The 26,166-nt window shown below is 68.8% G+C and carries 22 protein-coding genes and 1 tRNA gene; 4 read left to right on the forward strand and 19 right to left on the reverse strand.

The genetic code is table 11. The features are described from left to right. Nucleotides 1–24: 24 nt before the first annotated feature. From ncot_RS13085 to argS, 17 genes are all read right to left on the reverse strand, one after another. Nucleotides 25–267, reverse strand: coding sequence for an AtpZ/AtpI family protein (locus ncot_RS13085; RefSeq protein WP_168618011.1), 243 nt, complete (start codon nucleotides 265–267; stop codon nucleotides 25–27). A 30-nt stretch (nucleotides 268–297) separates the two neighbouring features. Then, the gene (locus tag ncot_RS13090) at nucleotides 298–741 is read right to left on the reverse strand and encodes a hypothetical protein (RefSeq protein ID WP_168618012.1); all 444 of its coding nucleotides are present in this window, start codon (nucleotides 739–741) and stop codon (nucleotides 298–300) included. Nucleotides 742–849: 108 nt separating this feature from the next. Further along, nucleotides 850–1,980 carry an MraY family glycosyltransferase gene (locus ncot_RS13095; RefSeq protein ID WP_168618013.1) on the reverse strand — a complete coding sequence of 377 codons (1,131 nt, stop codon included), beginning with the start codon at nucleotides 1,978–1,980 and terminating at the stop codon, nucleotides 850–852. A 56-nt stretch (nucleotides 1,981–2,036) separates the two neighbouring features. Then, nucleotides 2,037–2,690 carry an L-threonylcarbamoyladenylate synthase gene (locus ncot_RS13100; protein ID WP_168618014.1) on the reverse strand — a complete coding sequence of 218 codons (654 nt, stop codon included), beginning with the start codon at nucleotides 2,688–2,690 and terminating at the stop codon, nucleotides 2,037–2,039. 4 nt (nucleotides 2,691–2,694) lie between these two features. Continuing rightward, nucleotides 2,695–3,582, reverse strand: coding sequence for a peptide chain release factor N(5)-glutamine methyltransferase (gene prmC, locus ncot_RS13105; protein ID WP_168618015.1), 888 nt, complete (start codon nucleotides 3,580–3,582; stop codon nucleotides 2,695–2,697). Next, nucleotides 3,579–4,652, reverse strand: coding sequence for a peptide chain release factor 1 (prfA, locus tag ncot_RS13110; RefSeq protein ID WP_168618016.1), 1,074 nt, complete (start codon nucleotides 4,650–4,652; stop codon nucleotides 3,579–3,581). The genes prmC and prfA overlap by 4 nt, the downstream gene beginning before the upstream one ends. Nucleotides 4,653–4,749: 97 nt before the next feature. Continuing rightward, entirely contained in the window at nucleotides 4,750–4,974 is a 225-nt protein-coding gene (gene rpmE, locus ncot_RS13115; protein ID WP_168618017.1) for a 50S ribosomal protein L31, read from the reverse strand. A 171-nt stretch (nucleotides 4,975–5,145) separates the two neighbouring features. Continuing rightward, the gene (locus ncot_RS13120; protein WP_168618018.1) at nucleotides 5,146–6,672 is read right to left on the reverse strand and encodes an ATP-binding protein; all 1,527 of its coding nucleotides are present in this window, start codon (nucleotides 6,670–6,672) and stop codon (nucleotides 5,146–5,148) included. Next, the gene (locus ncot_RS13125; protein WP_168618019.1) at nucleotides 6,672–8,138 is read right to left on the reverse strand and encodes a glycosyltransferase family 2 protein; all 1,467 of its coding nucleotides are present in this window, start codon (nucleotides 8,136–8,138) and stop codon (nucleotides 6,672–6,674) included. Before ncot_RS13125 ends, ncot_RS13120 begins: the two co-directional genes overlap by 1 nt. Continuing rightward, nucleotides 8,135–9,184 carry a HEAT repeat domain-containing protein gene (locus ncot_RS13130; RefSeq protein ID WP_168618020.1) on the reverse strand — a complete coding sequence of 350 codons (1,050 nt, stop codon included), beginning with the start codon at nucleotides 9,182–9,184 and terminating at the stop codon, nucleotides 8,135–8,137. Before ncot_RS13130 ends, ncot_RS13125 begins: the two co-directional genes overlap by 4 nt. Further along, nucleotides 9,181–9,555, reverse strand: a complete 375-nt coding sequence (locus ncot_RS13135; RefSeq protein WP_168618021.1) for a response regulator — start codon at nucleotides 9,553–9,555, stop codon at nucleotides 9,181–9,183. The genes ncot_RS13130 and ncot_RS13135 overlap by 4 nt, the downstream gene beginning before the upstream one ends. Before the next feature lie 80 nt (nucleotides 9,556–9,635). Continuing rightward, a complete protein-coding gene (gene rho, locus ncot_RS13140) occupies nucleotides 9,636–11,789 on the reverse strand; it encodes a transcription termination factor Rho (protein ID WP_168618022.1) in 2,154 nt (717 codons plus the stop codon). Nucleotides 11,790–12,065: 276 nt separating this feature from the next. Then, nucleotides 12,066–12,995 (reverse strand): homoserine kinase, encoded by a 930-nt coding sequence (thrB, locus tag ncot_RS13145; protein ID WP_168618023.1) that lies wholly within the window; start codon nucleotides 12,993–12,995, stop codon nucleotides 12,066–12,068. Between the two features lies 1 nt (nucleotide 12,996). Continuing rightward, nucleotides 12,997–14,076 carry a threonine synthase gene (gene thrC / locus ncot_RS13150; protein WP_168618024.1) on the reverse strand — a complete coding sequence of 360 codons (1,080 nt, stop codon included), beginning with the start codon at nucleotides 14,074–14,076 and terminating at the stop codon, nucleotides 12,997–12,999. After that, the gene (locus tag ncot_RS13155) at nucleotides 14,073–15,368 is read right to left on the reverse strand and encodes a homoserine dehydrogenase (protein WP_168618025.1); all 1,296 of its coding nucleotides are present in this window, start codon (nucleotides 15,366–15,368) and stop codon (nucleotides 14,073–14,075) included. The genes thrC and ncot_RS13155 overlap by 4 nt, the downstream gene beginning before the upstream one ends. Before the next feature lie 14 nt (nucleotides 15,369–15,382). Then, the gene (gene lysA / locus ncot_RS13160; protein ID WP_168618026.1) at nucleotides 15,383–16,819 is read right to left on the reverse strand and encodes a diaminopimelate decarboxylase; all 1,437 of its coding nucleotides are present in this window, start codon (nucleotides 16,817–16,819) and stop codon (nucleotides 15,383–15,385) included. 6 nt (nucleotides 16,820–16,825) lie between these two features. After that, on the reverse strand, nucleotides 16,826–18,499 hold the full coding sequence (argS, locus tag ncot_RS13165; RefSeq protein ID WP_168618027.1) for an arginine--tRNA ligase: 1,674 nt from the start codon (nucleotides 18,497–18,499) through the stop codon (nucleotides 16,826–16,828). 93 nt (nucleotides 18,500–18,592) lie between these two features. Here argS and ncot_RS13170 point away from each other — a divergent pair. Both ncot_RS13170 and ncot_RS13175 read left to right on the forward strand, forming a co-directional pair. Continuing rightward, nucleotides 18,593–18,665: transfer RNA gene (locus ncot_RS13170), tRNA-Arg, on the forward strand. A gap of 274 nt (nucleotides 18,666–18,939) precedes the next feature. Continuing rightward, nucleotides 18,940–20,286, forward strand: coding sequence for a choice-of-anchor P family protein (locus ncot_RS13175; RefSeq protein ID WP_168618028.1), 1,347 nt, complete (start codon nucleotides 18,940–18,942; stop codon nucleotides 20,284–20,286). A 137-nt stretch (nucleotides 20,287–20,423) separates the two neighbouring features. Here ncot_RS13175 and ncot_RS13180 read toward each other — a convergent pair whose 3' ends face one another. Both ncot_RS13180 and ncot_RS13185 read right to left on the reverse strand, forming a co-directional pair. Continuing rightward, nucleotides 20,424–21,320, reverse strand: coding sequence for an LCP family protein (locus tag ncot_RS13180; RefSeq protein WP_168618029.1), 897 nt, complete (start codon nucleotides 21,318–21,320; stop codon nucleotides 20,424–20,426). Then, nucleotides 21,320–22,066, reverse strand: coding sequence for a hypothetical protein (locus tag ncot_RS13185; protein ID WP_168618030.1), 747 nt, complete (start codon nucleotides 22,064–22,066; stop codon nucleotides 21,320–21,322). The genes ncot_RS13180 and ncot_RS13185 overlap by 1 nt, the downstream gene beginning before the upstream one ends. A 144-nt stretch (nucleotides 22,067–22,210) precedes the next feature. Between ncot_RS13185 and ncot_RS13190 the strand changes: the two genes are divergently transcribed. After that, nucleotides 22,211–25,969, forward strand: coding sequence for a multifunctional oxoglutarate decarboxylase/oxoglutarate dehydrogenase thiamine pyrophosphate-binding subunit/dihydrolipoyllysine-residue succinyltransferase subunit (locus ncot_RS13190; RefSeq protein WP_206064963.1), 3,759 nt, complete (start codon nucleotides 22,211–22,213; stop codon nucleotides 25,967–25,969). Between the two features lie 6 nt (nucleotides 25,970–25,975). Continuing rightward, nucleotides 25,976–26,152: a DUF6104 family protein gene (locus tag ncot_RS13195; RefSeq protein WP_168618032.1), complete on the forward strand. Its 177-nt coding sequence runs from the start codon at nucleotides 25,976–25,978 to the stop codon at nucleotides 26,150–26,152. Nucleotides 26,153–26,166 lie beyond the last annotated feature (14 nt).

Raw genomic sequence — 26,166 nt, forward strand, 5'->3', positions numbered from 1 at the left:
GTGTCTCCTGTGTCGGCAGCTCTGCTACTTCTGGTCTGTTGGCGGTGGTCTGAATCGGGCCCAGGTCATGTAGATCCCGAACACTGCTCCGAGCAGGATCCCGATGGCCACCAGGTAGGTGGTGCCCAGCCAGCGATCCAGGCCCCAGCCGAGCGCTCCGTAGACGAACACGCCGGCCACGATGTATCCGAAGGCGTGCCACGGGTCGCCCTGTGGCTGATCGGAGGTGTTGGCGGGGTGCGCGGTTGGAGGTTTCTGCTGAGCCATCGCGAACCGGACAATAGCAGTCGTGGAAGTTCATCGCGCACCCGCATCCGTCAGTTCGTAGGCCGGCAGGCGCAGACGGGTGGTCAGGACGATCTGGCAGAGCATCCAGCCGACCGTTCCGACGATGACGGCACCGGCCAGCCAACCCGCAGCCAGCACGTCACCGACGAGTCCCGACTCGGCGATGGCGAAGAAGATCATCCCGATGAGCAGCACCTGCAACGCATAGGTGAGCAGCGCGATCAGGAGCGACGCCGCGGGGTTGATGCCCGCCACCAGGTTGACCAGGGACGCTCCCCCGGCGAACACCAGGACCACGATCACGGTGCCGGCCAGGGCGCCGTACGCCGCGGCGGAGCCGGACACGAGGGCACCGACCAGGCTGGCGAGCACGCCCAGCGCAAGGGCCCCGGCTGCCGCCCCGAGGAGCACAGATCCGCCACTGGCGGTGTTGCGCTTCGACTCGGTCGTCATGATGGCGGCCGTTCTCTAGGAATCAGGGCGTTGGGAATCAGGGCTTTTCGAGCGCTCTTCGAACGCTTGTGAAAAGTAGCACAAAGTCCCGACGGGGCGCCAACCGGGCTACTCCACCACCGGGTCGAGGCCCTTGACCCGCGGCACCACGAAGGTCAGCCCCACCGTCGAGACGAACCAGATCACCAGCCCGACCCAGGTCCACGTGGTCGCGTAGAGGCTGGCCAGGACGGTGCCGAAGCCGATCAGCCCGGTCCACAACCAGATGATCAGCACGGCTCGTCGGTGCGAGTGGCCGATCTCGAGCATCCGGTGGTGCAGGTGCTGCTTGTCCGGTTGGTAGAACATCTCGCCCCGGCGGGTGCGTCGGATCACCGCGAGCACGAGGTCGGCGAAGGGCACGATCAGGATCGAGAGCGGCACGATGATCGGGAGCAGCGTCGGCAGCAGGCTGGCCTGGGCTCCCCCCCCTCCCCGGGTCACGTCGGTCGCCGAGAACTGCCCGGAGAGGGTCAGAGCGGACGCCGAGAGGAAGAGCCCGAGCAGCATCGACCCGCTGTCGCCCATGAAGAGTCGCGCCGGGTAGAAGTTGTGGGGCAGGAAGCCGAAGCAGGCCCCGGCGAGCGCGGCGCTCAGCAGGGCACCGGTCACTCCCAACGACTGCCCGTTCAGGTTGGCGATCTGGTAGCAGAAGACGAACAGCGCGCCGGCGCCGATGCCGACGACCCCCGCAGCGAGCCCGTCGAGACCGTCGATGAAGTTGACCGCGTTGACCGTGGTCAGGATGGTCAGCACCGTCAGCAGCGCCGACTGTGACTGGTCCACCGAGAACTGGCCACCGCCCGGAGCCGGGAAGAAGAGGTACTGCACGCCGAAGGCGATCAGGAAGCCGGCGGCGAGCACCTGGCCGCCCAGCTTGGTGAGTGCATCCAGCTCCACCAGGTCATCGAGGACGCCCACCATGCAGATCAGGGCACCGGCCACCAGCACCACCCCGGCGTCGCGGAACACGTTCGGGGCGCTGAGGGAGAGGAACGGCAGCTGCTTCGCGACGAAGTACGCCGCGGTCAGCCCGCCCAGCAGGGCCAGCCCGCCGAAGTACGGGATCGGGATGACGTGCATGTCGCGGTCACGCACCCGCGCGACCGCACCGAGGCGCAACGCGATCTCGCGGGCGATCACGGTCAGCAGGTAGGTGACCGAGGCGGCAACGAGGAAGACCAGGAGGTACTCACGCATCAGCCACGTCTCCCGCAGGGCCGTGGCCCGACAGCGCGGAGGAGGGCGGCATGCCCTCAGCCCTCGTCCGTGATGGACGCGCCGAGCGGTTCGAGCACCTCGTTGAGCTCGTCGAGCGAGATCGCGCCACGCCGCAGGATGCGGCCCTGCTCGCCGGTCGCGTCCACGATCGTCGACGGCACCTCACCACGCGAGCGACCGCCGTCGATGATCACCGCGACCTTGTCCCCCAGCATGTCATCGGCACTGTCGGCGTCCAGCGCGGCCGGCTGGCCGGTGAGGTTGGCCGAGCTCACGGCGAGCGGGCCGGTGCGCTCCAGCACCGCCAGGGCCACTGCCTCGTCGGGCATCCGCACCGCCACGGTGCCGCGGGTGTCACCGAGGTCCCACCTGAGCGACGGCTGCTGCTTGCAGACGACGGTGAGCGGGCCGGGCCAGAAGCGTTCGACGAGGGCCTTCGCCCAGGCCGGCACCTCGACCGCGAGCGCATCGAGGGTGGTCGCCGTGCTCACCAGGACGGGTGGCGGCATTTCGCGACCACGACCCTTGGCGGCCAGGAGCGACCGCACCGCCTCCTCGGAGAAGGCGTCCGCGGCCAGTCCGTAGACCGTGTCGGTCGGGAACACGACGAGGTCCCCGTTGCGTACGGCGACCGTGGCAGCCTCGACTGCTGACTCGCGCTCGGACTCGTCGGTGATCGGGTACTTCACGGGGCTATCGTGCCAGCCTCGCCGTGACGAAGCGCGCACGACCTGCCAGGTCGGGGTGATCGCGCACCTCGCTCCACCGTCCGGTCGCGGTGAACACCTCCGGGGCGGAATCGCCCTGCACGTCGGCATGCTCGGCGCCGACCACACCCCCGCTGCGCAGCAGCAGCGCAGCACGCCGCTCGAGCACACGCATGGCCACCAGCCCGTCGTCACCGGAGAAGAGGGCCAGGTGCGGGTCGTGGTCACGCGCTTCCTGCGCCACCGACTCCCATGCCTCCAGGGGAATGTACGGCGGGTTGCAGACCACCACGTCGACGGTGCCGACCAGGTCGTCGAACGCATCGGCCATGTCGCCGTGGCGCAGCTCCACCCCGGTGCCGTCGAGGTTGCGTTCGGCCCACCGGTGGGCGCCCTCGTCGAGCTCGACGGCGTACACCCGGGCGGTGGGTACCTCGTCGGCGACGGCTCGCGCGATCGCGCCGGAGCCGGTGCACAGGTCGACCACGACCGGGGGTCCCGACACGCCGGCTGGTTCCTCGCCGGCCACTCGACCGACGAGGGAGCGAGCCTGCTCGATGGCCCACCCGGCGAGCAGCTCGGTCTCCGGGCGGGGGACGAAGACGCCCGGCCCCACGGCGAGCTCGACGTGACGGAAGGCCGCGACACCGGTCAGGTGCTGCAGCGGCTCGCGACGGGCACGGCGGGCGACCAGGTCGGCGTACTGCTCGAGCTGGGCGGGAGTCGGCTGCGGAGCACTGATCAGCAACAGTGCTCGGCGGGTGTCGAGCACGAACGCGAGCAGCTCTGCTGCGTCGAAGTCAGGGCTCGCCACGCCCGCGTCCCGCAGCGTCGCGGTGGCCTCGTTCAGGCTCTGCCGGACTGCACTGCTCACTGCTCGAGGGCCTCGAGGCGCGCGGCGAGGTCGGCCTGGACACAGCTGTCGATCACCGGCCCGAGCTCCCCGTCGAGCACGGTGTCGAGGTTGTAGGCCTTGTATCCCGTGCGGTGGTCGGAGATGCGGTTCTCCGGGAAGTTGTAGGTGCGGATCCGCTCGGAGCGGTCCACCGTGCGGACCTGCGACTTCCGGGCCTCGCTGGCCTCGGCGTTGGCCTCGTCCTCCGCGGCCGCGAGCATCCGGGCCCGCAGGATCCGCATCGCGGACTCCTTGTTCTGCAGCTGCGACTTCTCGTTCTGGCAGCTGACCACGATGCCCGTCGGGAGGTGGGTGATCCGCACCGCGGAGTCGGTGGTGTTCACGCTCTGGCCGCCGGGGCCGCTGGAGCGGAAGACGTCGATGCGCAGGTCGTTGTCATCGATGGTGACGTCGACCTGCTCGGCCTCGGGCATCACCAGCACGCCGGCAGCCGAGGTGTGCACGCGTCCCTGGGACTCGGTGACCGGGACCCTCTGCACCCGGTGCACACCCCCCTCGAACTTGAGGAGCGCGTACGGCGCCTCCCCCGGCTCGGGCGTGCCCTTGGCCTTCACCGCGACGGTGACCGACTTGAAGCCGCCCAGGTCGGACGGGGTGGAGTCGAGGACCTCCGTCTTCCAGCCACGCTGCTCGGCATGGCGGGTGTACATGCGGAGCAGGTCCCCGGCGAACAGCGCGGACTCCTCGCCACCCTCGCCGGACTTGACCTCGAGGATTGCGTCCTTGGCATCGCTGGGGTCCCTGGGCACCAAGAGGTGGCGCAGGTGCTCCTCGACCTTGGTCCGGCGCACGGTGAGCGCCTCGGCCTCCTCGGCGAAGGCCGAGTCCTCAGCGGCCAGCTCGCGCGCGGCCTCGAGGTCATCACCGAGCTCGTGCCACTCCCGCCAGGTGCGCACGATCGACGACAGCTCGGCGTAACGCTGGTTGAGCTGCTTGGCGAGCCGTTGGTCGGCATGGGTCTCGGGAGCAGCCAGCTGCGACTCGATGGCAGTGTGCTCGGCGAGCAGACCCTCGACGGCCTCGAACACGGGCGGACTCCTCTGGGCAGGGACGGAAGGGCGACAGTCAGACAAATGCAGGACGCCGGTCACCCGCACGCATGCGGGGACCGGCGTCCTGTGGAAGCTACTTGTCGGCCTTCTTGGCGGCCTTGGCGTAGCGGGCCTCGAAGCGGGCCACGCGACCACCGGTGTCGAGGATCTTCTGCTTGCCCGTGTAGAACGGGTGGCAGGCGGAGCAGACGTCGGAGTGGATGGAGCCGCTCGTGACGGTGCTGCGGGTGGTGAACGAGTTGCCACAGGTGCAGGTCACCTGGGTCTCGACGTACTCGGGGTGAATGTCCTTCTGCATGATGCCCTCACTCTTTGACAGTCGCCGGGTCGCCACCACCGGATGTGGGACGTGAACCGGAACCAGCGCACAAGTGTGCCACCGTGGTCAACCAACCCGCCAATCGGGCTATTCCCCCGAGGCCGCCGCAGTGGCCGTTGCCGGTGTGATGGGCTCCGACCCGGCGGTGGGTCAGTCCCGCACCGGCTCCGTCCCGTCGTACGACCCCCCGCGCACGGGGAGCTGGATCGTCACCACGGTGTACTCGTCCTGGACGGAGTCGATGCTGACCCGTCCGCCGTGCTTGGCCACGATCGTCTGGACCATGCGGATCCCCAGACCGGTGCCACCGATCTGGAGGTCGACCGCATTGGTCCCCCGGAAGAAGCGTGACCCGAGGCGGGGAAGCTCGCCTGCGGGGATCCCGATGCCGTTGTCGCGGACCGTCAGCGTCGCCTCCTGCCCGTCATTGACCAGGCGCACCTCGACGCGGCCCCCGGCCCGGCAGAACTTCACCGCGTTGGAGACCACGTTGAGGACGGCGCGCATGACCTGGATCTTGTCGGCCAGCACCGGCACCCGCGAACCGGGGAGCTCGAGGACGAAGTCGATGTCGCGGTTGGATGCCGCGATGCGCAGATCGGTCACCACGTCGTCGACGACCTCGTCCAGGTGGACCTCGGTGAGGGTGGTGTCACGGGACTCGACGTTGGCCAGCGCGAGCAGGTCCTCGATCAACAACCCGAGGCGGTGCACGTTGCGGTTGACCACGAGCCACATCTGCTCGGTGCCCTCGACCGGCCCACACGTCTCCTGCAGGAGCTCGAGGTAGCCCTTGATGCTGGTCAGCGGAGTGCGCAGCTCGTGGGAGACGTTGGAGACGAAGTCGTCCTTCGCGTGATCGAGCTGGAGGAGTCGTGCACTGGACTCGGTCTCCACTGCTTGGGCCCGCTCGTTCTCCTCGGCCAGGACGTTGAACGCGGTGGCGACAGCGGCCACCTCGCTCGGGCCGAACACCCGGGCCCGGGCCGAGATGTCCCCTGCGGCCTGCAGGTGGACGGTCCTCTCCAGCTCCCTGAGAGGATCTGCGACTCGTCGTCTCAGTCGTCTGGCCAGCACCCAGCCGACCAGGGCGGCCAGCACGGTCAGCACGACGACCGCGACCACCGCCCGCCGGTAGGCGAGGCGTGCGGTGTGGCGCGCCTCATCCGCCTCGTCGTCGAACGAGGCGTCGATGCGCGCGTTCGTGGCGCGCAGCTCGTCGAAGGCACGCTTGCCCTGGACGAACTTCCTCCGGTCGTAACCGTCGTCGCCGGGCTCGGCGGCGAGACGCGGGCGCGCGTAGACAGTCAACCAGCGTTCGCTGAGCTCGCTCTGCCTGTCGATGAGCTCACCCAGGCCCGGTTTCAGGTCCGCGAAGCCCTGGAGCGAGGCAGTGACCTCGGGCAACCTCACCAGCGCACGCCGATAGGGCTGCAGGGCGCTCGGCTTCCCCTGGATGACCCACCCGCGCACCCCGGTCTCGGCATCGGTCATCACCTGGAGGTACTCCCGGTTGGCTGCGATGCCCGGCGCCACGTCATCAAGGACGTGGTTCACGGTGGCGTTGGTCCGGTAGACCCCGATGACACCGAGGACCCCGAGGACGATCATGAGGAGAAGGATCGGGGCGAGCGCTCGGGTGACGAGTGAGGCCACGGTGCTCGGCTTGTCGGCCATCAGTCCGAGCCTCCGAATCCGCGCCGCTTCATGTCGCCCCAGTCCGGCGTGGACTTGCGAACCGCCTCCATCGCACCCCCGACTCGCCACCAGGCGGTCAGCTGGCGATAACCGAAGTTCTCCTCGACGGCGCCCCGGATCGAACGCAGCAGGTCGCGCACCCCGCTGTAGCGGCGGTAGGACACTTCCTCGGCCAGCAGCGCCACCAGGGTGAGCAGGAACGCGTAGAGGATCGACACCGCCAGCAGCAGCACCACCAGCCACAGATCGACCAGGTCGTGTCCTCCCAGCCAGTCCAGGTGCTCCAGCCCGAGCAGGCCCAGGACGACCAGGAAGTAGGCCAGCCCGAAGAGCTCGAGGAACGGTGCCAGCAGCTCGAAGAGGACGAACCAGGGCATGGTGATCATCCCGATCACGCCGTACTTGGGGCGGAGCAACATACCGCGGTGACGACCGAGGATCTCGGCCAGGCCTCGGTGCCAGCGCCGTCGTTGCTTGGCCAGGACGCTCCGGTCCTCGGGGGCCTCGGTCCAGGCCACGGGCTCGGAGACGAAGACCACTCGGCCGTCGTGGTCGATGTCGCCCATCCAGCGATAGATGCGCACCACCAGCTCGGCGTCCTCACCGATGCAGTCGGTCGCGAGTCCGCCGACCTCGAAGAGGACGTCCTTGCGGAAGATGCCGAAGGCACCCGAGATGATCAACAGTCCGCCGGTTGCCGACCAGCCGGCGCGACCGATCATGAACGCGCGGAGGTACTCGACGACCTGCACCCTGGCCAACCACCGGCGCGGCATGCGGACGTCGGTGACCCGTCCACGCCGGACGCTCGAACCATTGGCCACCCGGATCACTCCCCCGGCGGCGACCACCTTCTCCGGATCGTCCGCGAACGGGCGGGAGACGTGCAGCAACGAGTCCGGGTCCAGGAGGGAGTCGGCGTCGACCATGCACACCAGCTCCTTGCGGGCCAGGTTGATGCCCACGTTGAGCGCATCGGCCTTTCCGCCGTTGGTCTTGGTCACCAGCACGAGGTTGTTGTTGCCCTGGCGTGAGAGGTAGGTGGCCTCGACGACGCTCTCGGTCGGCACCGCGTCATCCACGACGAGCGGCACCTCGACGAGGTCGAACGCCTCGATCAGCACGGCGACGGTTGCGTCCTTGGAGCCGTCGTCGACGACGACGATCTCGAAGTCGGGGTAGCGCATCGACAGCATCGCCCGGACCGACTCGACGATGGTGGCTTCCTCGTTGTAGGCCGGCATCAGGACGGACACGCCCCGCGCCAGCGGCTCGCCGAAGGACTCGTCGTACGCCGCGAACTCGGCCCGCCGTCGATGGCCGATGAAGTCGGAGACAGCCAGCACGGTGAGGACCAGGAAGCTGGTGTTGATCATCAGTGAGTAGGCGATGAAGAACCAGCCCATCGCCTCGACGAGAGCAGGGAAGACCTGGAGCCAGCTCATCGGGCGGCACTCCTCAATGCGTCCACGGCGAGGGCTTCGCCGGCGTAGGGCGACGTGTGGGCCCGCAGCTCCGCACGACCGGCCTCCCCGAGGCGCAGCAGGGCTGCTGCGATGGCGCGGGCGGCCAACCGCGGCGAGGCCATCAGGGCTCGGGAGAGGGCGGCTGCGGCCCGCACGTCACCGATCTCGCCGAGGGCCCGCGCGGCGACTTCGCGCAACCGGTCGTCGTCACTGTCGAGCTGTTCCACCAACGCCGGAACGGCGACCTGGCTACCGATGGCGCCGAGCGCCGTCGCGGCAGCGACCCGGACCGCACCGTCGCGGGCCGCGAGAGCCTGCACCAGCAAGGGGACCGCGACGGTGTCACCGATCAGCCCGAGCGCGATGGCCGCGACCTCGGCGACACGATCGTGGTCGTGGTCGGTCCGGAGCGCCGTCTCGAGCTGGCGGCGCAGCTCGGGCGACGCCTCGATGCCCATGCGTTGCAGGGCGGAGACGACGTCCCTGGTCATCGCTGGCTCGTCGGCGCACGACAGCACGGCTGGGACGCGCGTCGGGTCTCCGATGCTGCCCAGCGCCCGCAGCGCCACTCGTCTGACCAGGAACTGCCGGTCGTCGAGCAACGTGGCCAGCACCGGTCCGTCGCCGGGGTCGCGGAGCGCGCCCAGCCGGTGGGCCCCACGACAGCGGATCACGGCCGACCGGCTTCGCACCAGCTGCCGAGCCCGTTGTGCCGCCCCGCGCTCGCGCACGACGGCGACCAGCCGCTCACGCGTCTCCCCGCGCACCTTGGGCAGGAGACTGAAGATCTGGGACTCCGTGCGGTCCCACTCGCCACCCCGCATGCCGACGATGCGGTCCCGGGCCCTCTCCACCTCGTCGTCCTCCCCCATCACGAACGACAGCACGACCTCGCGCACGACGGCATGCTCCTGCTGGAGCCGGGCCGCCCGACGATCCGTGGTCACCCGCAGCACCACGAGGGCCACCACGGCGACGATCGACGCCCCGAGGAACCACACGACCGTCCAGAGGAGGAACGTCACCTACCGCTCCGTGCCAGCACTGCGGCCACCCGGGATGCGAGCTCCCGCGGGGAGAACGGCTTGGTGATGTAGTCGTCGGCGCCCACCGCGAACCCCTGTTCCACATCGGACTCCTGCGCCCGCGCGGTCAGCATGATGATCGGCAGCCGGGCCGTCGCCTGCTCCTGGCGGAGCGCACGAGCCGCGTCGAGCCCACTCATGCCCGGCATCATCACATCGAGCAACGCGAGGTCGGGGAGCTCCTGGAGACAGGCGGTCACGGCCGCGGCCCCGTCACCGACCGATCGGACGTCGTGTCCGTTCTGCCTGAGCTTGAAGGCCACGAGCTCACGGATGTCCTCGTCGTCGTCGGCCACCACGATCTTTGCCATGACGGCAGCCTAGCCGCGACGAATCACCCGGTCGTTCCCAACACCCCATGCGCCTCGAGGCGGGTCACCCGGACCGAGTGTCAGCCGCCGGTGCCGGTGGCGGGCGTCGACCTTTGCAGACGGGTGAGGAGCTCGATGTTGTTCCGGGACTTCTTCAGCCGCTGCAGCAGCGTCTCCGCAGCCTCCTCGACTGCCATCCCGGAGAAGGATCGGCGCAGCTCCGCGATGATCTCGACCTCCTCCTCACCCAGCAGCAGGTCCTCGCGTCGGGTGCCCGACTGCACGACGTCGATCGCCGGGAAGACCCGCCTCTCGGCGAGCTCCCCGCGCAACCGCAGCACCATGTTGGCGGTGTCCCTGATCTCCTCGAAGATCACGTCGTCCATCTTCGAACCGGACTCGATCCGCGCGGCCGCCACGATGGTCAACGAACCGCCGCCCTCGATGTTGCGGGCAGCGCCGAAGAACGCCTTCGGCGGGTGGAGTGCTGCCGAGTCACCGCCTCCCGGGAGCACCCGACCGCTGGTCGACGTCGACATGTTGTAGGCACGGCCCAGTCGAGTGATCCCGTCGAGCAGCACGACCACGTCGTGCCCGAGCTCCACGAGGCGCTTGGCTCGTTCGATGGCCAGCTCGGCGACCGTGGTGTGGTCGCTGGCCGGACGGTCGAAGGTCGACGAGATGACCTCGCCCTTGACCGAACGCTGGAAGTCCGTGACCTCTTCGGGCCGCTCGTCGATCAGGACCACCATCAGGTGGCACTCCGGGTTGTTGGTCGTGATCGAGCTGGCGATCGACTGCAGGACCGTCGTCCTGCCGGCCTTGGCCGGCGACACGATCAGGCCACGTTGTCCCTTGCCGATCGGTGCCGCGATGTCGACGATCCGCCCGATCAGGTTGCTCGCGTCGGTCTCGAGGCGGAGTCGCTCGGAGGGGTGGACAGGAGTCAGCTGGGAGAAGTCGACCCGGTTGCGCACCGACTCGGGGTCGGCACCGTTGACCGCATCGATGCGGACCATCGGGTTGAACTTCTCCTTGCGCTCGCCCTCACGCGGCTGGCGGACCTGGCCGACGATCGCGTCTCCGCGACGGAGGCCGAACTTGCGCACCATGGAGAGCGAGACGTAGACGTCGTCGGCTCCGGGCAGGTAGCCGCTCGTGCGGACGAAGGCGTAGTTGTCGAGGACATCGAGGATGCCCGCAGCCGGCACGAGGACGTCGTCCTCGAGGATCGTGGTGTCGGGCTCGTTGCGGGTGCGACCGCCACGCTCGTTGCGCTCGGAGCGGTCACGCCCTCGGCGGCGACGGTTGCGACTCGTGTTGCCCTGGTCGTCGTGGTCCTGCTGGTTCTGGTTCTGCTGGTTCTGGTTCTGCTGGTTGTCGCGCCCCTGGCCGGCCTGCTGCTTGTCGTCCTGCCCGCTGTCCTGCTGGTCCTGCTGCTTGTCACGGCCCTGCTGACCCCGGGCGTTCTGCTGGTTCTGCTGGCCCTGCTGCTGGCCGCGCCCCTGCTTGTCGCCGCCCTGTTTGTCACGGCCCTGGCCGGACTGCTGCTCGCCGCCCTGCTGGTTCTGCTGGTTCTGCTGGTTCGGCTGGCCCTGCTCCTGGTCGCGCCCCTGCTTGTCCCGGCCCTGCTTGTCGCGCCCCTGCTTCTCGCCGCCCTGCTTGTCGCCGCCCTGCTTGTCACGGCCCTGGCCGGACTGCTGCTCGCCGCCCTGCTGGTTCTGCTGGCCCTGCTCCTGGTCGCGCCCCTGCTTGTCGCGCCCCTGCTTGTCGCCGCCCTGCTTGTCACGGCCCTGGCCGGACTGCTGCTCGGAATCCTGCTGGCGGCGGCCACCTCGGTGGTCCTGCTTGTCGTTGCTCGCGCCATCAGCACGAGGAGCCGACCCGTCGCGGGTGGCAACGTGGTCGCCCGCCTGCTGCGCCGACGAGTCCTGCACCGTGCCCTGCGTCGCGTCCTGCGTCGTGTCCTGCGTCGTGTCCTGTGCCTGGGCTGGGTCCGACGCCCGCTTCGAGGGGGCCTTCGCGGCCGCCGCACCCTTGGTGGAGTTGGCGTGCTCGGTCTGGACGGCCTTGATCGCCGCGACCAGCTGGGCCTTCTTCATGCTCTCGGCGCCGCTGATGCCGATGGCACCCGCCATCGCCTTGAGGTCGGCGATCAGCATGGAGTTGAGTCCACCACTGCGCTTCTTCGGAGCCGAGGCTGCGGCGGTGGTCGATTCGGTGGATTCCGTCACGTGAGGTCCTTACCACGTATCTGTGCCGATGCGGCTCGAGTGCCGTCGACATCTCGTGTGTGTGCCTCGTCGCCTCCGGAGGCGGGATCACCGTGGGTGACGGTCGACTCACGACGGACGAACAAGGAGAGGTGCACCGCGCCGGGCGAGCCGGGTCAAGTGCGAACGCCGAATGATCATGGCGCGCAGTCAGCCTAACACCGGCGTCGACGACTCCCGGGCGGGACCACCCCGACCGGCGCGGCGACGACAACGCCGCCACGCGGGGATCCCCGGTCAGCCGGCGAGGCGTGCCCCGGTCGTCTCGAGGTCCAGGTGCAACGCGGTCCAGCCTTCCGGGCAGCGTGCCACCAGTGCCGCAGCCCCGGTCGACCAGTCACCCAGCGGCTGCATGGGTCCGTCGGTGAAGACGAGGACCGTCGGTCCGGCCCCGGAGATGATGGCGGCGTGCCCGTCAGCACGCAGCGCACGCATCAGCGCCCAGGACTCGGGCATCGCCGACTCGCGGTAGTCCTGGTGCAGGTAGTCGCGAGTGGCGAGCGGAAGCAGCTCGGGCTTTCCGGCGAGGCTGGCCACCAGGAGCGCCGTACGCCCGGCATTCGCTGCCGCGTCGGCGTGGGGAACCGACTCCGGCAACAGGCCCCGCGCGGACTCGGTGGAGACCGGTGTGGGCGGGATGAAGACGACCGCGGACACCCGGGGATCGAGGGCGGACGTCGCGGCCCAGAAGTCGTTGGCCTCCCGACCGGAGATCACGAACCCTCCGTGGAGCGCGGGCGCGACGTTGTCGGGGTGACCTTCCAGCTCCGCGGCCAGGCGGAACACCGCCTCGTCGTCCATCACCAGCTGTCCGCCGGCCACCAGCGCCCGTGCCAGGACGATGCCTCCGACGATGGCGGCCGACGACGACCCCATCCCGCGAGCGTGGGGGATCCGGTTCAGGCAGTGCAGCCGCAGCCCCCGGGGCTGGCCCTGCATGACGTCGAAGGCGGCCCGCATCGCCCGCACGACCAGGTGCGACTCGTCGCGCGGCACGTCGTCAGCACCGTTCCCCTCGATCCCGATCACGATTCCGTCATCGGTCACCTCGGCGGTCAGCTCGTCCCTCAGGGCGAGAGCCAGCCCGAGGGAGTCGAAGCCGGGCCCGAGGTTGGCCGAGGTGGCCGGGACGGACACGGTGATCGGTCCCTCGATGAAACGGACCATGTCAGACGAGGCCGGCGGCGGCCGCTGCCGCGTCGACATCGGGATCCACCACGTTGTCGACCAGCTCGCCGAACCCCTCCAGCGCTGTGGCGGTGTCCTTGAGGCCGTGGCCCGTCACGGTGATCACGACCGTCGTGCCGGTGAAGCTCTCCCCCGCCTCGAGTGCCTTGAGCAGCCCGGCGACGCCGGCCGCCGAGGCGGGCTCCACGAAGACGCCGTCACTGGAGGCCAGCTTCTGCTGCGCGGCGAGGATCTCGGCATCGCTCAGCGCCGTGAAGTGGCCGCCGGACTCACTCGCGGCTGCCTCGGCGAGCTTCCACGACGCCGGGTTGCCGACGCGGATCGCGGTCGCCTTGGTCTCCGGGTCCGGGAACGGCTCACCGGTGACGAGCGGGGCCGCGCCCTCGGCCTGGAAGCCTCGCATCACCGGTCGACGGGTGGCGTTGCCGGAGGCGACGTACTCGTTGTATCCCAACCAGTACGCCGAGATGTTGCCGGCATTGCCGACCGGCAGGAAGTGGAAGTCGGGGGCGTCACCGAGGAAGTCCACGATCTCGAACGAGGCAGTCTTCTGTCCCTGCAGCCGGATCGGGTTGACCGAGTTCACCAGCGCCACCGGGTAGTTCTCCGACAGGCCGCGGGCAATCTGCAGGCAGTCGTCGAAGTTTCCGCGGACCATGATCACCTGGGCCCCGTGCACGATCGCCTGGGCCATCTTGCCGGCCGCGATCTTGCCCTCGGGCACGAGCACCAACGGCTTGAGCCCGGCCTTGACCGCGTAGGCGGCCATCGATGCCGACGTGTTGCCGGTCGACGCGCACACCACGGCCTTGGCACCCTCGAACGCGGCCACCGAGATCGCGGCGGTCATGCCACGGTCCTTGAACGAGCCGGTCGGGTTGTCGCCCTCGACCTTCAACCACACCTGCGCGCCGGTCAGCCCGGAGAGCCAGCCCGACTCGACCAGGGGGGTGCCACCCTCGCGAAGGGTGATCGCCGGTGTGCCCGCGGGGATGTCGAGGCGGTCGCGGTACTCCTCGATCACGCCCCTCCACTGGTGGACGCCGGTGCTGCCGCTCATTCGCTCTCCCCTTCCACACGCATCACCGAAGTGACCTCACGAACCATGTCCATGTCCTGCAGGTGCGCCACCGTCGCGGCGAGCTGGGCGTCGGTCGCACGGTGCGAGACCACCACGAGCTGAGCGTCCTCACCACGGCCCTCCTGACGCACCGTCTGGATGGAGACGCCGTGCTCGGCGAACGCCTGCGCCACCGCGGCGAGCACACCGGCTCGATCCATCACGTCGATGGCGACGTGATAACGGGTCACGGTCTCGCCCATCGGCAGCACCGCGAGATCGGCGTACGCCGACTCACCCGGGCCGCGGGTGTCGCTGAGCCGGTTGCGAGCCGCCGAGACCAGGTCGCCCAGGACGGCCGAGGCGGTCGGTGAACCACCGGCACCGGGGCCGTAGAACATCAGCTGGCCGGCAGCCTCCGACTCCACGAACACTGCGTTGTAGGCCTCTCGCACCGACGCCAGCGGGTGCGTGGCCGGGATCATCGCCGGGTGGACGCGCGCCGAGACCGCACCGTCCTTCAGCTCACAGATCGCCAGCAGCTTGACCACGCACTTCATGTCGCGCGCCGACTGCACGTCGGCCGCGCTCACCTCGGAGATGCCCTCGCGATAGACGTCGGCGGCGTTCACGCGCGTGTGGAAGGAGATGCTGGCCAGGATCGCGGCCTTCGCGGCTGCGTCGAAACCCTCGACGTCCGCGGTGGGGTCCGCCTCGGCGTACCCGAGCTCCTGGGCCTCCTCGAGGGCCTCGGCGAAGCCGGCCCCGGAGGTCTCCATCTTGTCGAGGATGAAGTTGGTGGTGCCGTTGACGATGCCCAGCACACGGGTGACCTTGTCGCCGGCCAGTGATTCGCGCAGGGGACGCAGGATGGGAATGGCGCCGGCGACCGCGGCCTCGTAGTAGACGTCGCGGCCGGCCTTGGCGGCGGCGTCGAACAGGGTCGGGCCGTCCTCGGCCAGCAGCGCCTTGTTGGCGGTGACCACCGAGGCGCCGTTCTCCAGGGCGGTCAGGATCAGCCCACGGGCCGGCTCGATGCCACCGATGACCTCCACCACGAGGTCGATGTCACCGCGCGTCAACAGTCCTTCGGCGTCGGTGGTCAGCAGGCCCTCGGGCACCTCGATCTCACGCGGCGCGTCGAGGCGGCGGACCGCCACGCCCACGAGCTCGACGGGGGCGCCGATCCGGGCGGTCAGGTCGTCGCTCTGCTCGGTGAGCAGTCGCACCACCTGGGACCCGACCGATCCGCAGCCCAGGACGGCGACCTTCAGCCGCTTCCCGGACCCCATGCTGCTTGCCTGACTCAACTGCTTGCTCCATCCGTGTGCCGTGCGTCCTGAGCGGCCACGTCCGTGGCCAGCAGGTCGTCCTCAGTCTCTCGTCGTACGACGACGCGCGCGACACCGTCCCGCACAGCGATCACCGGTGGGCGCAGGGCGTGGTTGTAGTTGGACGCCATCGAGCGGCAGTAGGCACCCGTCCCGGGGACGGCCACGAGGTCGCCGGGGGCCACGTCGCCGGGCAGGAACTCGTCCTTGACGATGATGTCACCGGCCTCGCAGTGCTTGCCGACCACCCGCGCCAGCACCGGCGCCGCGTCGGAGCGTCGTGAGGCCAGGGTGCAGGAGTAGTCAGCGTCATAGAGGGCAGTGCGGATGTTGTCGCTCATGCCCCCATCGACCGACACGTAGGTGCGCCGGGGGTTGGCGTCCTTGGGGCCGTCGAGTGCGACCTCCTTGACTGTGCCCACCTCATAGATGGAGCACATGCTGGGTCCGACGATCGCCCGGCCGGGCTCGATCGAGAGCCGCGGCTCGTCGACGCCGAGCGCCCGGCACTCGTGCTCGACGATCTTGCTCATCTCGGTGGCCAGCTGTGCGGGGTCGGACGGGTCGTCCTGCGTCGTGTAGGCAATGCCGAAGCCCCCGCCGAGGTCCATCTCGGGCATGGTGACCGACAGCTCGTCCGAGACCCGGGCGTGCAGGGCCAGCACCCGTCGCGCGGCCACCTCGAACCCGGAGGAGTCGAAGATCTGGCTGCCGATGTGGCTGTGCAGTCCGAGCAGCTCGAGGCCAGGCGCCGCGAGCACCCGGCGTACCGCCTCGAAGGCGTCGCCTGCCGTGATGGAGAAGCCGAACTTCTGGTCCTCGTGGGCGGTGGCGATGTATTCGTGGGTGTGCGCCTCGACGCCGGCGGTGACCCGGATCATCACCTTCGCGCGCGCACCGATCTCGACCAGCCGGTCGATCTCGTGGAAGGAGTCGACGACGATGCGGCCGACCCCGACCTCCACGGCGCGGCGCAGGTCTGCCGTCGACTTGTTGTTGCCGTGGTAGCCGATGCGGGCCGGGTCCACGCCGCCCCTCAGCGCGACGGTGAGCTCGCTGTTGGAGCAGACGTCGAGACAGAGGCCCTCCTCGGCGATCCACCGGGCGACGGTCGTGCACAGGAACGCCTTGCCCGCGTAGTAGACGTCGTAGGCCGCGAAGGCATCGCGGAAGGCGCGGGCGCGGCCACGGAAGTCGTCCTCGTCGAGGACGTACGCCGGAGAGCCGTGCTCGGCGACCAGGTCACGCAGGTCCACTCCCCCCACGACCAGCGCGCCGTCGTCGTTCTTGTGGGCGGTCGAGGACCAGAGCTGCTGGACCAGGGTGTTGGAGTCGTCAGGCTCGCGCAACCACTGGGGCCCACGCAGGGCACCATCGGCGTGCGCCCAGCCGGACGGGTGGGCGGTGGGCACTGCGGCTCACATCCTTTCGGGAGCAGAGACACCGAGCAGGTCGAGCCCGTTGCCGAGCACGGTCCGGGTCGCGTGGACCAGCACCAGGCGCGCCTCGTTGAGCGGACCTGCCGGCTCATCACCCTGCGGCAACATCCGGCACTCGCGGGTGTCGTACCACTTGTTGAACACCGACGTGGTGTCCTCCAGGTAACGCGCGACCCTGTGCGGTTCCCTGAGCTCGGCGGCGCTCGCCACCACCCGCGGGAACTCGGCCAGGGCCCGGAGGAGGCGGCCCTCGAGCTCGTGGGAGAGAAGGCCCGGGTCGAACGAGTCGCCCTCGGGCAGGCTCATCCCCAGGTCGGAGGCGTTCTCGATCATCCGGCAGGTGCGGGCGTGGCCGTACTGCACGTAGTAGACCGGGTTGTCGTTGGAGGCCTTGGTGATCTCCTCGACGTCGAGAGTGAGCGGGGAGTCCGCGGGATAGCGCGCCAGGGAGTAGCGCAACGCGTCCACACCGATCTCGTCGGCGAGCTCAGTGAGCGTGACGATCGTGCCGGCCCGCTTGGAGAGCTTGAGCTCCTCGCCGTCACGCAGGATCTTGACCAGCTGGCCGATCATCACGTCGAGCGTCTCGGCCGGGTCGTCGCCCGCGCAGGCTGCCATCGCCCGGAGCCGTCCGACGTAGCCGTGGTGGTCGGCGCCGAGCAGGTAGATGCAGTGGTCGAAGCCCCGGGCGCGCTTGTTGAGGTAATAGGCAGTGTCGGAGGCGAAGTAGGTCAGCTCGCCGTCCGACTTGATCAGCACCCGGTCCTTGTCGTCGCCGAAGTCGGTGGTGCGCATCCACAGGGCGCCCCCCTCCTCGAAGACGTGGCCCAGCTCCTTGAGCCTGGCCAGGGTCTCGGGCACCGCACCGTCGTCATGCAACGACAGCTCGGAGAACCACACGTCGAAGTGAGTGTTGAAGACCTCCAGTGCCCGCTGCTGCTCCGCGAGCTGGATCTCGTACCCCTTCGCCCGCACCGCAGCCCGACGTTCCTCGTCGGGCAGGTCGAAGATGCCGGGACTGGCCGCTCCCACCTGGCGGGCGAGGTCGTCGATGTAGCCGCCGGCGTAGCCGTTCTCGGGCTTGGGCTCTCCCAGCGCCGAGGCGACGATGGAGTCGGCGAAGTGGTTCATCTGGACGCCGCGGTCGTTGATGTAGAACTCACGCGTCACATCGGCACCGGCCGCCGAGAGCACGCGCCCGATGGCGTCACCGAGCACGGCCCACCTGGTGTGGCCGAGGTGCAGCGGACCGGTCGGGTTCGCCGAGATGAACTCGACGTTGATCCGCTGGCCGGCCATCGTCTCGGAGGTGCCGTACGACGTCCCTGCCGCGACCACGCTCGCGGCCACCTGGCCCTGGGCCCCGGCGTCGACGCTGATGTTGAGGAATCCCGGGCCGGCGACCTCGACGCCCGCGACACCGTCGGAGTCGGCGAGCTTCGCTGCGACCAGCTCGGCCAGGGCGCGCGGGTTGGTCCCGGCCTTCTTGGCCAGCTGCAGCGCCACGTTCGTGGCGTAGTCTCCGTGGCCCTTCTGGCGGGGACGCTCGATCGTCACCTCGGTCGGGACCCCGTCGGGGAGGACGAGGGCTCCCTCGTCGACGAGGGAGGTGAGGACGGTGACGACGGCGGAGGAGAGCTGCTCGGGATTCACCCGCCCAGCCTATCGGCGGGAGTCGGTTTCCCTCACTCGAGTATCGACCGGTAGTCTTCTGCAGCGCGCCCGGTCACAGCACTGGGTGCGCATGCCTCCGTAGCTCAGGGGATAGAGCACTGGTTTCCGGTACCAGGTGCCGCAGGTTCGAATCCTGCCGGAGGCGCACAATCATCTCGGAAGAGATCGCAGGAGTCCCGGTCCCACTCGTTGGGCCCGGGACTCCTGGATTTCGGGCCGATCCGGCCTGTGTGCCGCATCACTGCGCGGCCCAAGTGGCGTGGGGCGCCCTCATCCCAGTTCTCGCGAAAGCGCCACGCCTTGCAAGAACTTGCGAAAGACTTCGTAACAGATCTGCCCCCCAAACGTTCTAGCTTAAGAGGCCACTCGGGAGCAGTCTTCGGCCGAACAACCAATTTCATTCATTCTGGGGAGAACACATGAAGACGTCCGTGCGGCGATTCCTTGCCGCCTCGACCGTGGCCGCGATGGCCGCGGCAGGCACCTTGTCCATCACTGCGGGCGCCGACGCCCAGTCGGCCCAAGCCGCGAAGCGCACCACCGACTACGTCTTCAATGGATATGCCTACGGCACCAAGGCCACCACCGGACTGGTCGGGGTCACCTCGTCCCCGACGGCGAACTCGACCGTCGGTTGCACCCGCAACACCGGCAAGCGCGACCACAAGTCGATCGCGGACACGAACGTCGCCGGGGTGCTGAAGGTCGGCACGATCACCAGCAACACCTCGAGCTACCGCAAGAACGGTCGCGTCGGCACGCTCAGCACCAACCAGGTGGCTGCGGTCACGCTGGGCGACCCGAACGGCATCCGCATCGAGATCACCGGCCTGTCCACCAAGGCGAACGCCTTTGCGGGCAAGTCCGGCAAGCTGCACGCCAAGGCCACCTTCGACGCGCTGAAGATCAACGCCAAGACCGGAACCGTCCTCGACGACATCCTCGACGGCGTGGCCAACCCGTTGAACGTCCTCCTCAAGGAGATCCAGAAGAACGGTGGGAGCCTGCCGATCCCGGGTCTCGGAGTGCTCAACCTCGGCGACAAGACCGAGAACGTCACCAAGAAGCACGCTCGTGCCCGCGCCACCAGCCTGCGCGTGAAGCTCTACGGCCCCGACGCCGCCCCCGGCGGCGGTGACGACATCTCCGTGCGCATCGGCCGGGCCAACGCCCGCATCGCCAAGGGTGTGACCTCGGGCGTGATGACCGGCAAGGGCCAGGCGATCAAGGCTTCGCTGCTCGACGGCACGGTCAAGCTCGGTCCCCTGGGCAACAAGGTCCTCAAGTGCGAGGGCACCGACGGCAAGGTCCTGAAGAACTCCACCGCCGGCGTCGACCTGCTCAACGCCAACCTGCTCAAGGTCGGCGCGGTCGAGGCCCTGACCTACGGCAAGCAGCGCTCCCGGAACCGGGCCACGGCCTGGACCATGGGCCGCGTCGCCAACCTGTCCCTCAAGGCAGGTGACACCGGCATCGAGGTCAGCGGTGTCGTCGGCCGCGCCAACGTCAAGCGCAGGGCCAACGGCAAGCTGGTCAAGTCCATCAAGGGCAGCAAGGTCGCCGAGATCCTCATCGGCGGAGAGAAGATCGCCCTGCCCGCCCCGGGCAAGGCGGTCGAGATCCCCGGAGTCGTCAAGATCTCCTTCATGGTGAAGAAGAAGTCCAAGACCTCGATCGAGGTGACTGCGCTGCGCCTCGACCTGCTCGACGGCTCGCTCGGCACGCTCAACCTCGGCTTCGCCAAGGCACGCATCCGCAAGTCCTGACCCGCTGAGATCACGGAAGGGACGGCCCCCGAACGGGACCGTCCCTTCCGTGATTTCCGAGCCCGTTCAGCCGATCCCGTTCGGCCGAGCCCGTTCAGCAGCACTCGGTTCAGCCGAGCCCGTTCAGCCGAGCCCCGTCAGCATCTGGAGATGACTGCGTCCCGGCGAGCGTCGTTGCCGTACCTGCGAGCCTGCGCCGTGAACGGCAGGACGACACTGGCTCCGCCGATGTTGCCGATGCTGCCGTTGACCACACAGCGGGTGATCCGGTCGGAGCGCACCGCTGCCACCGCCCGGGCAATCTTGAACAGTTCCTTGGGCGCCACCTGCGCGTCCATGTGCTTGAGCACCGCCAGCGCCCCGCGGTCGAGGAAGCCCGGCTCGGCGGCGCGACGGTGCACCTGCTCCTGGATCGCGCGCAGCGTCTCCTGCTGGTTGGCGGAGCGGTCGAAGTCACCGCGAGGCAGTGACTTGCGCACGCGCGAGAAGGCAAGGGCACCCATCCCGTTGAGGTGTTGCCGGCCGACCCTGAACCCACGGGGGCGGAGGTAGGGATCGCTGAACGCGTGACGTGAGTCGACGCTGACCCCACCGATCGCGTCGACCATCTGGCGCAGGCCCCAGAAGCTGGCCACCATGACGTAGTCGGCCTCGACGCCGGTCAGGCCCTCGACGGCACGGGCCATCAACTGGGGTCCGCCGTAGTAGAGGCCGGTGTTGATCCGGTTGGAGCCGTGGCCGGGGATCGAGACCCAGGAGTCACGAGGGATCCCGATGCTGGTGGCAGCACCGGTGCGGGTGTTGATGCCGACGAGCTGAATGGCGTCGGCTCGACTGCGCGTCACGTTCTGCCCCGGCCGGGCATCGGATCCGAGGGCGAGGATCCAGATGACGTCGGGCGAGAGGTCCACGGCGTGTGCCCGTTGCACCTTGACGAGGGTGGCGTCGGTCGAGTTCACCGCACCGTTCGGGACGACCAGTGCCGTGAGTGCCAGCGTCGCAGCAACGGCGACGTTGCGGATCATGCGTCGCATCACTTCTTGTCCTCCTTCCGCTTCTCCTTGGCCTTCTGGGCCTTCCGGTCCTTCTTGCGTTCGGCCCCCTGGCCGGGCTTCTTCCCGTGGGCCTTCCGGTCCTTCTTGCGTTCGGCCCCCTGGCCGGGCTCGGGTATGGCGCCCTGCGACCGGCGTACGTCGTAACCGAAGACCTTCCAGCCGTTCCCGGCCTGGGTCAGCGACAGCTGGCCGCGTACCTGGACTCGTCGTTCCACGTCGCCCGAGGTGTCGAAGACCAGGCGGAACCGAGCCGTGGCACCGGCGGCCCTGCCGTGCACCGCAAGGATGTCGACCTTCACCTTCTTGCGCACCGCCGTGACGTCATCGATCCGCGGCGCCAGCCTGGCGTTCGTCGTCTCGTCCAGGTCCTTGCGAGCCTGGACGGACAACCCCCGGGTGAAGCCGGGCCAGGCGCGACCCATGGCCTTGCGCGAGGCCTTGCGCGGGTACTCGCCACCCAGCCACGCGGCCACGAACCACTGGTCGACCCGCTTGGCCACCTTGGCGACCACGCGCCGGTGGACCTTGCGCGGCAGCGCGCCGGTCACCTTGCCGGTGCTGGCCTTCAGCTGCACGACGCGCTCGGCCCGGCTGGATCCCGGGTCAGAAGGCCCCGGTCGGGCCGGATCGTCGGCGTCGTCATCGCCGCTGCAGGCCCCCATCGACAGGACCAGCACCAGCGCCACCAGCGCTCCCAGCGGACCTCTGCATCGCTTCTTCTCCACGACTCCTCGACCTCCTCCACGGTGTGTCTCGCAACACCTTGCACGAAAGGTGCCACCGGCCTCTGCATTTGTTGCCGGGTGGGTCTAGCCTTGACGCTTGAATCGTCAACCCACAATGCCGCACTGGAAGAGGCGAACCTAGCCGTGGCTGAGTCCTCGCAGAACAACCCCCTCATCGACTTCGGAGCCAACGAGTGGCTCGTCGACGAGATGTATGAGCAGTACAAGAAGGATCCGTCCAGTGTCGGCTCGGAATGGGCCGCCTACTTCAAGGGCAAGGGCGGCTCCAACGGGGCCGGTCCTGCGGCCTCGGGTGACGCCGGTCCGGCGAGCAAGCCTGCCGCTCAGGCCCCCAAGACAGCCAAGTCGTCGTCGCCGTCCCCGGCGAAGCAAGCCGACTCCCCGAAGCAGGCCGACGCCCCGGGGCAGGCAGCGGCACAGAGCCCGGCGCCCGTGGCCAAGCCGCGTGCCGTCAGCAAGCCCGCCGAGCCCGCGAAGGGCACGTCCAGCCCTGAGCCGCGCGACCCGAAGCCGGCCGAGAAGTCGGAGGCCTCCGACGAGCCCACCTACACGGTGCTGCGTGGCATCGCCTCGGCCACCGCGAAGAACATGGACGTCTCGTTGAGCGTCCCCACGGCCACCTCCGTGCGCAACGTCCCCGTCAAGCTCCTGTGGGACAACCGCACCGTGATCAACAACCACCTCAAGCGCGCGCGAGGTGGCAAGGTCTCGTTCACCCACCTCATCGGCTACGCCCTGATCAAGGCCATCAAGTCGATGCCGGAGATGAACAACTCCTACACCGAGACCAACGGCAAGCCGACCATGGTCACCCCGGCCCACATCAACCTGGGCCTCGCCATCGACCAGCAGAAGCCCGACGGCACGCGCCAGCTCGTGGCGCCGTCCATCAAGGGCTGCGAGACGATGGACTTCGCCGGCTTCTGGACAGCGTACGAAGCGATGATCCGCAAGGCGCGTGACAACAAGCTGACGATGGAGGACTACACCGGCACCACGATCAGCCTGACCAACGTCGGCGGCCTCGGCACCAACAACTCGGTGCCGCGACTGATGGCCGGCCAGGCCGCGATCATCGGTGTCGGCTCGATGGACTACCCGCCGGAGTTCCAGGGCGCCTCCGAGGAGACCCTGACCCGCAACGCGGTCAGCCGCATCCTGACGATCACCTCCACCTACGACCACCGCGTCATCCAGGGCGCGCAGTCGGGCGAGTTCCTGCGCCGGGTGCACCAGCTGCTGCTCGGCGAGGAGGGCTTCTACGACGAGATCTTCCAGTCGCTGCGGATCCCCTACGAGCCGATCCGTTGGTCGAGCGACATCGCCACCACGCACGACGACGACATCAGCAAGCAGGCCCGCATCCTCGAGCTGATCCACGCCTACCGCGTGCGCGGCCACATGATGGCCGACACCGACCCCCTCGAGTACCGCCAGCGCAGCCACCCCGACCTCGAGGTGGAGTCGCACGGGCTGACCCTGTGGGACCTGGACCGCGAGTTCGCCACTGGTTCGTTCGGCGGCGAGGGCCGGCGCTTCATGAAGCTGCGCAACATCCTCGGCATCCTGCGCGACTCCTACTGCCGCACCATCGGCATCGAGTACATGCACATCCAGGACCCCGAGCAGCGTCGTTGGATCCAGGAGCGCGTCGAGGTGCCGCACACCAAGACGCCACGCGAGGAGCAGCTGCGCATCCTGCTCAAGCTCAACCAGGCAGAGGCGTTCGAGACGTTCCTGCAGACCAAGTTCGTCGGCCAGAAGCGGTTCAGCCTCGAAGGTGCCGAGACCACGGTCCCGGTCATCGACGAGATCTGTGAGGCGGCCGCCGAGTCCGAGCTCGACGAGGTCACGATCGGCATGGCCCACCGTGGTCGGCTCAACGTCCTGGCCAACATCGTCGGCAAGAAGTACTCCCAGATCTTCCGCGAGTTCGAGGGCAACATCGACCCCCGCACCGTCCAGGGCTCCGGTGACGTGAAGTACCACCTCGGCGCCGAGGGCGAGTTCGTCTCCGGCAAGGGTGACCGGATCAAGGTCTCCGTGGCCGCCAACCCGTCCCACCTTGAGGCCGTCGACCCGGTCCTGGAGGGCATCGCCCGCGCCAAGCAGGACGTGCTCGACCGGGGCGCCGAGTACCCCGTGATGCCGCTCCTGGTGCACGGCGACGCGGCGTTCGCCGGTCAGGGCGTGGTTGCCGAGACGCTGAACCTCTCGCAGCTGCGCGGCTACCGCACCGGCGGGACCATCCACCTCGTCGTCAACAACCAGGTCGGCTTCACCACCTCCCCCGGTTCGTCACGCTCGTCGCTCTACAGCACCGACGTGGCCCGCATGGTCCAGGCACCAATCTTCCACGTGAACGGTGACGACCCCGAGGCCTGCATCCGGGTGGCCCGACTGGCCTTCGAGTACCGCCAGGCGTTCCGCAAGGACGTCGTCATCGACCTGGTCTGCTACCGCCGTCGCGGCCACAACGAGGGCGACGACCCGTCGTACACCCAGCCGCTGATGTACGACCTCATCGAGCAGAAGCGTTCCATCCGCAAGCTGTACACGGAGTCCTTGGTCGGTCGTGGCGACATCACGATCGAGGAGGCCGAGACCGTGCTGCGTGACTACCAGCAGCAGCTCGAGCGGGTCTTCACCGAGGTGCGCGAGGCAAAGAACGCCCTGCCCGACGAGTGGACCACCGTCCCCGACTATCCGGAGAAGCCGGCTGGCGAGGCGACCACCTCGGTCTCGTCCGAGGTGCTCAAGCGCATCTCCGACGCCTACATCACCCCACCGGCGGGCTTCACGGTCCACCCGAAGGTGATGCCGCAGCTCCAGCGTCGTGCCGCCGCGATCACCGACGGCCCGATCGACTGGGGCACCGGAGAGATCCTGGCCTTCGGTGCGCTCCTGATGGAGGGGCGCCCGGTGCGCCTGGCCGGCCAGGACTCGCGCCGTGGCACGTTCGTGCAGCGCTTCGCCACGATCATCGACCGCAAGAATGCCGATGAGTGGACCCCGCTGAGCAACCTCACCGAGGACCAGGCCCGGTTCCACGTCTACGACTCGCTGCTCTCCGAGTACGCGGCCCTCGGCTTCGAGTACGGCTACTCCGTGGCCCGTCCGGACGCCCTGGTGCTGTGGGAGGCGCAGTTCGGTGACTTCGTGAACGGCGCCCAGACAGTGATCGACGAGTTCATCACCGCGGGCGAGGCGAAGTGGCGCCAGCAGTCCGGCGTCGTCATGCTGCTGCCGCACGGCTACGAAGGACAGGGGCCCGACCACTCCTCGGCCCGCATCGAGCGCTTCCTCACCATGTGTGCCGAGGAGGCCTTCGTGGTGGCGCAGCCGTCGACCCCGGCGTCCTACTTCCACCTCCTGCGCCGCCACTCGCTCGGCGAGGAGCACCGTCCCCTGGTGGTGTTCACGCCGAAGTCGATGCTCAAGCGCAAGGAGGCCGCCTCCCAGCCGAGCGACTTCACCGAGGGCTCGTTCCTCCCGCTCATCGGTGACGACACGGCAGACCCCAGCAAGGTGAACACGCTGCTGCTCTGCTCGGGCAGGGTCACCTGGGACCTGATGGTCGAGCGCTCCAAGCGCGACAACGGTGACCGCTTCGCGATCGCTCGTGTGGAACGCCTCTACCCGACCCCGTCGGAGCAGATCGCTGCCGAGGTGAAGAAGTTCCCGAACCTCAAGCAGGTCCGCTGGGTGCAGGACGAGCCGGCCAACATGGGTCCGTGGCCGCACTACAAGCTGAACGTCTGGGACGACCTCGGGCTCGACGTGCAGCCGGTGACCCGTCCGGCTTCGTCAGCGCCGTCCGTCGGTGTGGCCAAGCGTCACCAGGAGGAGCAGCGCAACCTCCTCGACGCCGCCTTCGAGTGAGCTGCGATGTACTTCACCGACCGAGGGATCGAGGAGCTCGAGAAGCGCCGGGGTGACGAGGAAGTCACCCTGGCGTGGTTGGCCGAGCGACTGCAGGAGTTCACCGACACGTTCCCCGAGTTCGAGGTCCCGGTGGAGCGGTTCGCCACCTGGCTCGCCCGGCTGGACGACCCGGAGGACTGAGCGCGCGATCGAGG

Source organism: Nocardioides sp. JQ2195 (genome assembly GCF_012272695.1).
Taxonomy (GTDB): Bacteria; Actinomycetota; Actinomycetes; order Propionibacteriales; family Nocardioidaceae; genus Nocardioides.